Source organism: Parafrankia sp. FMc2, assembly GCF_041008525.1.
Lineage (GTDB): Bacteria > Actinomycetota > Actinomycetes > Frankiales > Frankiaceae > Parafrankia.
This window is the reverse complement of record NZ_JBFLUG010000242.1, coordinates 1-6,266: the sequence shown is the minus strand read 5'-3', so window position 1 is coordinate 6,266 and position 6,266 is coordinate 1. Positions and strand designations below refer to the sequence as shown.

At 67.7% G+C, this 6,266-nt stretch carries 5 protein-coding genes; 1 reads left to right on the top strand and 4 read right to left on the bottom strand.

Annotation, left to right across the window (positions count from 1 at the left end):
- Window positions 1-97: 97 nt before the first annotated feature.
- From AB1460_RS35155 to AB1460_RS35145, 3 genes are all read right to left on the bottom strand, one after another.
- Window positions 98-631: a hypothetical protein gene (locus AB1460_RS35155; protein ID WP_368966706.1), complete on the bottom strand. Its 534-nt coding sequence runs from the start codon at window positions 629-631 to the stop codon at window positions 98-100.
- Window positions 632-713: 82 nt separating this feature from the next.
- Complete coding sequence (locus AB1460_RS35150; RefSeq protein WP_368966704.1) at window positions 714-2,312, bottom strand: Hsp70 family protein; 1,599 nt, start codon at window positions 2,310-2,312, stop codon at window positions 714-716.
- Window positions 2,313-2,365: 53 nt separating this feature from the next.
- Entirely contained in the window at window positions 2,366-3,793 is a 1,428-nt protein-coding gene (locus tag AB1460_RS35145; RefSeq protein WP_368966703.1) for a vWA domain-containing protein, read from the bottom strand.
- A gap of 830 nt (window positions 3,794-4,623) precedes the next feature.
- Here AB1460_RS35145 and AB1460_RS35140 point away from each other — a divergent pair.
- Window positions 4,624-5,259 carry a hypothetical protein gene (locus AB1460_RS35140; RefSeq protein WP_368966702.1) on the top strand — a complete coding sequence of 212 codons (636 nt, stop codon included), beginning with the start codon at window positions 4,624-4,626 and terminating at the stop codon, window positions 5,257-5,259.
- Window positions 5,260-5,321: 62 nt separating this feature from the next.
- Here AB1460_RS35140 and AB1460_RS35135 read toward each other — a convergent pair whose 3' ends face one another.
- Complete coding sequence (locus AB1460_RS35135; RefSeq protein ID WP_368966700.1) at window positions 5,322-6,107, bottom strand: hypothetical protein; 786 nt, start codon at window positions 6,105-6,107, stop codon at window positions 5,322-5,324.
- Window positions 6,108-6,266: the final 159 nt, after the last annotated feature.

Here is a 6,266-nt window from a genome sequence, read left to right as displayed (position 1 = left end):
CCCCCGCGTCGTCCGCCGGGCCAACCGCACCCCATTCCCCACCAAGAAGCCGATCGACAGACACCTCACAGGACCACCACCCTCGGTCGTCACAGTACTAACCCGAACCTAAAGTTCCTGGTATTGCGCCGAATCCCCGCGGCGGCTCCGAGGGATCGGGAAGGGCTGGCGGTTCCCGTAACGTCTTGCCGGCCTCCGCCAGCACCTCGACGATCTCGCGGTGTGTGAAGGCACCGGCGAAGCGGTCCTCCAACGAGCTCACCAGGACAGACGGCACCCACGGATAGTCACGGGCCTCGCCTTCCACCGCGGTGCGAAGGGTCAGCCTCGCGGCCTTTACCTGGTCGCGGTGCCGCCGCCGGCCTGCTGCGTCCCCCAGCACCTCGCGGACCTCGCCGTGACGCTTCTTGAGCACCTTCGCGGCGGTCATGTAATGACCCCTGATCAAATACTTGTTGATACCGGTCAGGACGCCTTCGAGAGCCGTCTCGACGACGGCCGGATCATCGACGTCATGCGGCAGCAGATAGCACCTGAACATGTTGTCGGCTGGATTCCAGCCACGACTGACCGGACGTAGCACCTCAGCTTCGAAGCGGGCGCCGTCGAAGGCCCACGGTGCGCTATCCATATGTCGTTCATCGCCTCACGGGATAGTAGTTCTCCGGATCGCGGTCGCCCCGACAGCTGCCGGCCGGATCCGGCAGCGTCACCTACTTGACGATCCGCGGAAGCGGCTTGGCGAGCTCCGCCGCGGGAGCCGCCCCGGCGATCTTCACTTCGACGTGAAGATCCTTTCCGGTCGGGCCGACCGCATGTACGCGCAGGATCGACTCATCACCGAGCGAGAAGGTCACCTCAAGGGGCTGGCCGGCCGGCTGGTTCGGCGGGAAGCCGCTGAGCACCGCCTTCGCGAGCTCCTTGTTGACCGCAACCGTTTCGTTGAGCTCGTCGGTGGCCGACTCGTACAGCGTGATGTCGACCTCGGTCTGGTGGGGAAACAGGGTCCTGTAGGTGTCACGGTGCTCGACCGGCAGCGCGTCGTTCGGCCTGATCTGCCAGGAGATGTAGCCCTCCTGGTCCTTCGGGTCGCGGTATGTCCGCAGTCCGTAGCCGCGCGAGGTGATGTTAATGATCTTGGGAACCTTGCCGCCGAGCAACGCCTCCCTGGTGGGCACACCCGAGCCGGAGGAGCCGTCATACGACTCCGCCACCTTGCTCGCGGCGAACAGTGCCGCCCCCTTGGCCACGATCTGGTCCGGATCGGACAGCTTGGGATCGGCCAGCCCGGGGAAGCGAACGCGCAGTCGTTCCGCCAGCCGCGCCGCGATGATCGGAGTTCGCGACATACCCCCCACCAGAACAACTTCGTCGATCGACGTCACGCCCTTGGCCGCCGCGGCGTCGATGACGGATTCGGTGTTGTGCAGAGTGCGCTCGACCAGGTCCTCGGTCAGCTCCTCGTATTCCTCACGGGTGATGTCGAACTTCGCCCTCGAGGTGTGCGCGGTCACACTGGTGCCGTACTTGGCCCGTGCCGACAGATCCCGTTTCGCCGCCTCGGCGGTCAGCACCAGAGCTCCCGCCGCCTCGGTGTCGGTACGCGGGTCAGGCGCGTCCGGGCACTGCTCCTCGAACTTCTCCAGGAAGAGGTCCACAAGCTTCGCGTCCCAGTCGGCACCACCGAGATGGCGGTCACCACCGGTCGACACCGCCCGGATCTCAGCGGCGGAGACCGAGATGATGGTGACGTCGAACGTGCCGCCGCCCAGGTCGTAGACGAGAACGGTACGCTCGCCGCCCTTGTTGAGCAGCCCGTACGCAATGGCGGCAGCGGTGGGCTCGTTGACGATGCTGAGCACGTTCAGCCGCGCGAGCTCACCCGCCTTACGGGTCTCCTCCCGCTCGGCCCCGCCGAAGTAGGCCGGCACCGTGATGACGACGTCCGCGATCGGCCCGGATGCCGGCGGCTCGATGTCGAGCGCGACCAGCGCGTCGTCGACCAGGGCGCTGAGGATGAGCGAGGAGATCTGGGCCGGATAGTACTTGCGGCCTTCGACGTCGATGAAGAAGTCGGGTTCACCGATATGCCGCTTGATGTACTGGACGACCCGTTCGGGCTCCCGGTTCAACTCGTTCTTCGCGGGCTTCCCCACCACCACCCCGGCGCTGTCCTCGAAATACACCACCGACGGTGTCGTGTACTCACCCATGCTGTTCGGCAGAGCCACCGGCTTGCCGAACTCGTCGAGATGGGCCACACACGAGTAGGTCGTACCGAGGTCGATACCAAATGTCGGGCGTTCCGCCATCGCTGCCACTCCTTGTCACCGCATCGGTTCGGGTCCTGGGGACGGGTGTGTGCTCATCGGCCCGGCGGTTCGTCGCCGAACAGATGTTCCGTCGAGTACCGCCGGGCCGCGCGCGTTCCGGGCTGCCGGCTCCGCCCCGCACCGGGTCGCCCGGGATCCGGTTCCGAGGCGGGCACGTCGTCGGTTTCCGGCCCGGTCGACGCAGCCCGGTCTGCCGCGCCGGGCTCCGCGGCGGGGATCACCCTGCCGTCGGGCGACCAGCGCACCTCGTCGGAGTCCCCGGTGCTCGCCGCCGCTTTCCCTGGCTCGGCTGACGACCAGCTCACCTCGTCCGCCGCGGCTGAGCCACCCATGGCTGAGCCGCTCACCTCCGCTGTCGGCCGGCCGGTTCCCACGCCCGGCCCACCGCCCCAGTCCGGCGGGTCCTCGGCGTGTTCCGCCTGCGGGGATCGGCCGGCCGGTTCGTCGTCCCGCGTCACCCAGCGGACCTCGCTGTCGGGCAGGTCCTCGCTGTCGGGCAGATCGTCGTCACTGTGCCCCGGCCCACGGCTGTCCCTCCCGACATCGGCCGGGCTCCGCTCCGCCGGCACGATCGGAGGCAGTGGGACCAGCTCGGACACCGGGATCTTTCGTGTTGACCGACGTGGCTGCCGCGGCCCACGAGTGGAGGGCCCGTGCCGCCGCCGGCTGAGCAGCGCGCCGATGACCACCAGAAGCAGCAGCCCGGCGAGCGATCCGACGAGTACCTCGCGGAGCGGGAAGCTGTCGCCCAGCGGCTGCGGCAATGCCGCGACGGGGATGTTGCAGGCGCGGCTGGCGATCTCGTACAGCTGGCGCAGCAGCCCGCCGGTGTCGGTGGTGAAGTAGTCGTCCCCCACCGTGGGCCCTGAGATCGCGGTGAGGTTCACCGTGTTGACGAACCCGACTCCGATCGCCACGATCCGGACGGCGGCGCCACGCAGCTCGTCGGCGACCGTCACCGCGGCGCCGAGCGAGGGGTTCGCCGCGTAGTCGGGCGCCGCCTCGAGGCCGGGCACCGTCGTCGGCTGGTAGGTGTTCGCCTCACCGTCACTGATCATCACGACGAGGTCCGGCGACATGTCCGCGGCGGCCCGCAGACCCGCCTGCCAGTTGGTACCGCCGCCACCGAGTCCGAACAGCCCTCCGACGCCCAGATCCTCGATCGCGTCCTTGACATCCTCACGGCTGTCATCGGTCTGGACGTCGGTAAGCGGGACCTCGACCTTGGCCGTGTTGGTGAACGACACCACCGCCACCCGGTTACTGTCCCCGCGAAGCGCGTCGACCAGGTCGGACGCGGCGGAACGCACCTTGCCGATGCTGCCGGCCATGGATCCGGAAAGGTCGATGACCACAGCGACGTCCAGCGGGCAGTCGCCGCGCCACGGTGGATTCGGTGTGGTCGCGGCCGCGGGGGCTGGAACAGCCAGGACCGTCAGCACGGTCAGAAGTAAGGCCACAGCGGCCGCCCGCGGTCCGGCCACCGCCGGCAGCCTGGCCTTTGACAATCCGGCCCCCCACGAGCCGACAGACCGATCCCCGCCAGACAGAAGCAGTCGACACCGGGGCTGTGCTACGCCGGATCCCACGGATGCCGCCTTGTACCGAGAAACAATCCACCCGAACATGGCCGTCCCAGCCACCGGCACTCCGGCAGCCTCGACGAACCGAGAAGCCGAGGTCGCGGACCACGGACGACGACACATCACGCGTGCCATCCACTCCGGCCGGATTCGGACTCACGGTCCCCGGCCGCCGACCTTGCTTCCCAGCACGCCGGAACGTCCGACGCCGATCATTTGACGATGCGCCCATTGCGGAACGCCTGGCAGCGTTGCTGTGTGGCACCCACACCGTCTACTCGGCCCGAGCACCCCCGTGAGGGGTAACTATACTTGCCGCCCAACACAAAGTTTCAGAGCCTGGCGTATTCGGGCACGATTGTTTGCGGTAAAGCAACATAGGCCCGTTGACCTGGCCTTTTAGCTTTCACACACTACGGACGGGGGCTGGTGTGGGAGACGGTTGGACACCGGATACCGAGGAGGATCGTTCGCCTGACAAGGGCTGGAGGCCTCCAGCCGTGTACCGCACAGTCCACGATCTACGCCGACGTGAGGGACGGAGAGGCCACGGAGAGGAGGATGTCCCGTCCAGCTCACCGGCTATCGATCCCGACGCGGTCGCCACCGGGAGCAGCACAGACGAACCGCGGCCTCGGCGAGGGATACCTTCCGTTCCGCGTCCGCGTTCCCGGGCTGGCCTCGCCGGCACCCGGTTCGCCGGGCGTGTGGTCGACGTCGGCGCAGCGACCAAGGACCAGCCGCTTCCGCCGGCCTCCCATCTGGTCATCAGCGGGACGATTCTGGCTGTTGCCGCGGTCCTCCCGGTCGCCGTCCGGGTTCTTCCAGTGCTTGCCCTGCTGGTGACACTGGTTCTCCTGATCCGACCAGGGCGGGTACTGCGGCCTGCCCGTCGGCGTCGCCGGCCGGCCCGGGTGACCCGGCTTCGGGCCCACGTCTTTTCCGTGCGACTCACCGACGGCGCCGGGCAGGCCGGCGCGGTCCTCGCGTGCCGACTTCTGACGAGGAGCGAGCCGTCAGTTCCCCCGCCCCTCGTCGGCGGAGAATACGTGGAAGGCCAGGGCCGTAGTCGGTCGGGAAGCCGTGTCGTCGAGGTACACGAACTCGTCGTGGACGCGAGCGTGACTTACCATGCAGCCCGGCTGCGCTCGCCGATTCCCCTGGTGGCCGCCTCCGGCGCGATGATCCTGGCGGCGGTGGTGCTCGTCGCCGTGCGCCGGGAACGACTTCAGGATCTCGCCAACGACCAGGTCATCCCATCGATCGCGGCTGTCGTCGTCCCTGTCTTCCTGTTCTTCGTTCTCAAGCTCTACCGGCGCAGTCGCCGCAGACGCAGATCCTGACCACCCTCGCTGTCAGGCCGCGACATCGCCTCGGGTCAGAGCGCGGCGGTGACCCCACCGGGCTACGACGACGCCACCGGACGGCGCAGCTCGTGGGGTGGCGTGTCCAGATAGCCGCTGTCAATCAGCTCCGCCACGAACTCGGCGGCCGCGTCGGCAGCCGTCTCCTGGTGGTTGTTCGTCTTGTCATAACCCCAGTCCGAGATCGACTTGACGACGATCCAGTCGGTCATGGCACGAGCACCGACTGCATAGACCCCCGCCGCCTCCATCTCGCCACCGACGGCATCGGGTTTGAAGGCTCTCAGCTCGGCGGTCCGCTGTCTGGAGTTCAGCAGGGTGTTGAGCGAAAGAACAGGCCCGAAGTGGACCTTCGACCTGGTCCAGTTGTCCTCGACAAGCCGGGCACGGTCCCGGAGGATGACGGATGTCGCCACTCGGTCACCTCGGGTGATCAACTGGAGTGTGCCATCCTCGCTCTCGACCTCCTTGTGCCAGTCCAGGCACTCCACCTGCGTCGCGACGACGAGGTCGGTCTCGCTCTGCTCGCCGGGCCGCAACCCGAAGCAGATGCCGGTGAGGATCACGTAGTCGGGCCGCACCTGTCTGACGATGTCCGCCGCGGCGAGTGTCATCCCGCCCGGGTCGACGGTGCCCTGCTCCGTCTGGGCGAGCAGGACCCTGCAGGAGCTGAGAACGCCCAGATCACGGACCGACTGAAGACCACCGTCGATCAGCCGAGCGGCGGGACCACCGTTACGGGCGCCGACCTGCCGCATCACCGCCCTGCGCTCCACGGTCGCCGCTACCAGGATCAGCACAGTCGATTTCAGCTCCAACGCCTTCATCACTTCCCCGAATATCTGTTCATCCTGGGCCTGGCGGTCTCAGACGGTCAGTGCATCAGCCCTGGTAGAAGGGTGATCTGTTGATCGGAGGGCTGGGTGCGGGGCGTGGAGTTGACCTTGGAGGATCGGGAGTCGATCTCCAGGGGGCTGGCGGCGGAG

Bases quoted from the DNA above. Each gene is read 5' to 3' on its own strand.
- AB1460_RS35135 (WP_368966700.1), bottom strand. From the start codon at position 6,107: ATGAAGGCGTTGGAGCTGAAATCGACTGTGCTGATCCTGGTAGCGGCG.
- AB1460_RS35150 (WP_368966704.1), bottom strand. From the start codon at position 2,312: ATGGCGGAACGCCCGACATTTGGTATCGACCTCGGTACGACCTACTCG.
- AB1460_RS35155 (WP_368966706.1), bottom strand. From the start codon at position 631: ATGGATAGCGCACCGTGGGCCTTCGACGGCGCCCGCTTCGAAGCTGAG.